Source organism: Streptomyces sp. NPDC088706, assembly GCF_044752765.1.
Taxonomy (GTDB): domain Bacteria; phylum Actinomycetota; class Actinomycetes; order Streptomycetales; family Streptomycetaceae; genus Streptomyces.
In genome coordinates this window covers 1-3,647 of sequence record NZ_JBIVLW010000041.1, presented here as the reverse complement: position 1 = coordinate 3,647, position 3,647 = coordinate 1, and the positions used below count along the sequence as shown (strand labels likewise).

The following is a 3,647-nucleotide window of genomic DNA, read 5'->3' as shown; positions in this document are numbered from 1 at the left end:
CGCGTACGCCCCGTCGCCGAGCGCGTGCTTGACCCGGGTGTCGACGACCAGGAGCGTGAGGCCCTGGGCGGCCAGGTCGAAGGGGACCTGGCGCAAGGTGAGGTCGCGGGTGTCCAGGTGCAGGGCGTGGCCCTCGGTGCAGCAGGCCGACGCCATCTGGTCCATGATCCCGCAGGGCACGCCCACGAAGTCGTTCTCGGCGCGGCGCCCGACCACCGCCAGCTCGGGCCCGCTCAGGCCGAGCTGGAAGAGGTCGTTCAGGGCGAGCGCGGTGACGGTCTCCAGGGCGGCGGAGGAGGAGAGCCCGGCGCCGGTGGGGACGGTGGAGGTCAGGGCGATGTCCGCGCCGGTGACCGGGTGGCCGGCCTCGCGCAGCGCCCAGACCACGCCCGCCGGGTAGGCGGCCCAGCCGTGGCCGGAGTGCGGGGCCAGCTCCTCCACGCGCAGCGAGACGACGCCGCCGGGCACGTCGGAGGAGTGCAGCCGCAGGACGCCGTCGGTGCGCGGGGAGACGGCGGCGCGGGCGGTGTGCGGGAGGGCGAGCGGCATGACGAAGCCGTCGTTGAAGTCGGTGTACTCGCCGATGAGGTTCACCCGTCCGGGTGCCGCCCATACGCCGTGGGGTTCACCCCCGTACAGCTCGGTGAAGGTGGCGGCGGGGTCGGGTCCGGACGCCTCGGCGGTCGCGACGGTCTCGGTCATGGGGCGGTGGACTCCTCTCGGCGGGCGAACTCCCAGGCGTCGGCGACGATTCCGGCCAGGTCGGCGCGGGAGGGCTGCCAGCCCAGGCGTTCGATGGCGGTGGCGGCGGAGGCGACGAGGACGGCCGGGTCGCCGCCGCGGCGCGGGGCCGGGGTCTCGGGGACCGGGTGGCCGGTGACCTTGCGGACGGTCTCGATGACCTCGCGGACCGAGAAGCCGTTGCCGTTGCCGAGGTTGCAGATGAGGTGTTCGCCCGGAGTGGCCGCGTCCAGGGCGAGGAGGTGGGCCTCGGCGAGGTCGGCGACATGGATGTAGTCGCGGACGCAGGTGCCGTCGGGGGTGGGGTAGTCGTCGCCGTAGACGGAGATCGACTCCCGCCTGCCCAAGGCCACTTGGAGGACCAGCGGGATGAGGTGGGACTCGGGGGTGTGGCGTTCACCGCAACTGCCGTACGCACCGGCCACGTTGAAGTAGCGCAGCGAGACGGCGGCCAGGCCGTGGGCGGTGGCCTCACCGCTGATCATGTGGTCGACGGCGAGCTTGGAGGCGCCGTAGGGGCTGGTGGGGGCGGTGGGGTCGGTTTCGGTGATGGGGCTGGAGACCGGTTCGCCGTAGGTGGCGGCGGTGGAGGAGAAGACGAGGGTGCGCACCCCGTGTTCGCGCATCGCGGCGAGCAGGGCGGTGGTGCCGCCGACGTTGTTGACCCAGTACTTCTCCGGGTCCACGACGGACTCGCCGACCTGGGAGTACGCGGCGAAGTGGAGGACCCCGTCGTAGGAGGGGTCCAGGTGGCGGGCGGCGTCCTGGACGCGGCCCTCGATGAACGCGGCGCCGGCCGGGACGCCGACGCGGAAGCCGGTGGAGAGGTCGTCCAGAACGGTCACCGTGTGCCCGGCCTCCAGCAGGTGCTGGGCGACCACGCTGCCCACGTAGCCGGCGCCGCCGGTGACCAGGTACTTCTTCGGGGGGCTGGCCGGGTTCTGGGGGTTGCTCACTGGCTCGCTACCTCTCGCAGTCGCTGGGCCGCGGCCTCCGGCGGCACGTCGTTGACGAACACGCTCATGCCGGACTCGGAACCCGCGAGGAACTTCAGCTTGCCGGAGGTGCGGCGAATGGTGAAAAGCTCCAGGTGCAGAGCGAACTCCTCCCGGCCCTCGACCCCGAACGGCGCCTGGTGCCAGGCGGAGATGTACGGGGTCGGCGGCTCGCCGGGGCCGAAGATCCGGTCGAAGCGCCTCAGAAGTTCCAGATAGACGTGGGGGAACTCCGTCCGCGCGGCCTCGTCGAGTGCGGGCAGGTCGGGGACGCGGCGGCGGGGGTGCAGGTGGACCTCGTAGGGCCAGTGGGCCGCGTACGGGACGTAGGCGATCCAGTGGTCGGTGGCGAGGACGACCCGGGTGCCGTCCTTCTCCTCGCGGGCGACCACATCGTCGAAGAGGTTGCCCCCGCTCTCCTCGCGGTGGCGGGCGGCGGAGCGGAGCATCAGCTCGGTGCGCGGGGTGACGAAGGGGTAGCCGTAGATCTGTCCGTGCGGGTGGCCGAGGGTGACGCCGATCTCCGCGCCGCGGTTCTCGAAGCAGAAGACCTGGGTGACCTGGTCGAGCGCGCCCAGCTCGGCGGTGCGGTCGGTCCAGGCGGCGAGGACGAGCGCGGCCCGCTCCTCGGTGAGGGAGGCGAAGGACGCGTCGTGGTCGGAGGTGAAGCAGACGACCTCGCAGCGGCCGGAGTCCCCGGCGAGGGAGGGGAAGCGGTTCTCGAAGACGGCGACGTCGTAGTGGCTGTCGGGGATCTCGCTGAGGCGCCCGTCCCGGGTGGGGCAGAGCGGGCAGGCGTCGGCCGGCGGGTGGTAGGTGCGGGCCTGGCGGTGCGAGGCGATGGCGACCGCGTCGCCGAGGAGCGGGTCGCGGCGGATCTCGGACGAGGTCGACACGGCGTCGAGCGGGCGCCGGTCGACGGCGTCGCGGACGGTGTCGTCCGCGGAGTCGTAGTAGATCAGCTCACGGCCGTCGGCCAGGCGCGTAACCGTCTTCTTCACCAGGGTCCTCCACCCATCCCTCCCAACATAACCAAACACAACAAACCACAAGTCAACATCTCCGTCAATGGAACAAGCTCTCGTGGACCTCGTCGCGGGCGGGAGGCGGAACGGCGACGTCACGGCACCGTGCGGTGCCCGTACGGCTCGGCCCGCCACGGCCACGGACCCCGTCGAGGAGATGGGCTTCCGGTCCACCGTCTTCCGCCCCGAGGCGGTCATGGGATACGCGCAGGGAACGCCCATGAACCTGCTCAGGGTCATCGCCGCGTACGCCGCGATCAGCAAGGAACTGGGTCTTCCGCTGTCAGATGACGGACGCGCGGCTCCTGGCGGGCGCGACCCGATGGGCGGGGTCGGCTCCCGGAGCGGCAGACGAGGTCTTCAACATCGCCAATGGCGACGTGGTGCGGTGGAGCCACCTGTGGCGCGCGGTCGCCGCGCACTACGGCATGACGCTCGAAGAACCGAAGACGATCAGCCTGGCGGACCCCATGCCGTCGCAGGAGGCGGTCGGGCGGCGGACCGTCGCGAAGCACGACCTCGTCGCCACTCCTTATCGGGAGCTCGTCGACTGGCGGTTCGGCGATATGATCTTCCACTCCGCCTGGGACAACGTGAGTTCGGCGATCGAGCTGAGGCACGCGGGATTCCAGGACGGCTTCGAATCCGAGCAGCGGTCGATCGAGTTCCTTGACGACCTGGGCCGCCGCCGCATCATGCCGTCGGCCCCCGCCCGAATCCGGGTTCTCGCCGCCCGCATCTTTTCGGGATAAACGAGATGAGTGGGGGGGGGGGCGGGTTGGGGGGGGGCGGGTTGTTGGTGGGCCCCCCCCCGCGCCATAAATTATTATCTGTCCTGGGGGCCCGCCGCCCAAAACTCCCAACCCACCCCCCACCGCCCCGCCGG

At 71.5% G+C, this 3,647-nt stretch carries 4 protein-coding genes; 1 reads left to right on the top strand and 3 read right to left on the bottom strand.

Annotated features, from left to right (window positions below; all coding sequences use genetic code 11):
* The 3 genes from ACIQAK_RS32965 to galT all read right to left on the bottom strand — a co-directional run.
* On the bottom strand, positions 1-702 hold a 702-nt coding region (locus tag ACIQAK_RS32965; protein ID WP_366392896.1), incomplete at its 3' end, for a galactokinase family protein.
* Positions 699-1,697: a UDP-glucose 4-epimerase GalE gene (gene galE / locus ACIQAK_RS32960; protein ID WP_366392895.1), complete on the bottom strand. Its 999-nt coding sequence runs from the start codon at positions 1,695-1,697 to the stop codon at positions 699-701. The genes galE and ACIQAK_RS32965, both read right to left, overlap by 4 nt.
* On the bottom strand, positions 1,694-2,737 hold the full coding sequence (gene galT / locus ACIQAK_RS32955) for a galactose-1-phosphate uridylyltransferase (RefSeq protein WP_366392894.1): 1,044 nt from the start codon (positions 2,735-2,737) through the stop codon (positions 1,694-1,696). The genes galE and galT overlap by 4 nt, the downstream gene beginning before the upstream one ends.
* Before the next feature lie 311 nt (positions 2,738-3,048).
* Here galT and ACIQAK_RS32950 point away from each other — a divergent pair, with 311 nt between their 5' ends.
* A complete protein-coding gene (locus tag ACIQAK_RS32950; RefSeq protein ID WP_366392893.1) occupies positions 3,049-3,513 on the top strand; it encodes a hypothetical protein in 465 nt (154 codons plus the stop codon).
* Positions 3,514-3,647 lie beyond the last annotated feature (134 nt).

Excerpts from the sequence above, each read along its gene's own strand:
- ACIQAK_RS32950 (WP_366392893.1), top strand. The coding sequence starts at position 3,049 with ATGACGGACGCGCGGCTCCTGGCGGGCGCGACCCGATGGGCGGGGTCG.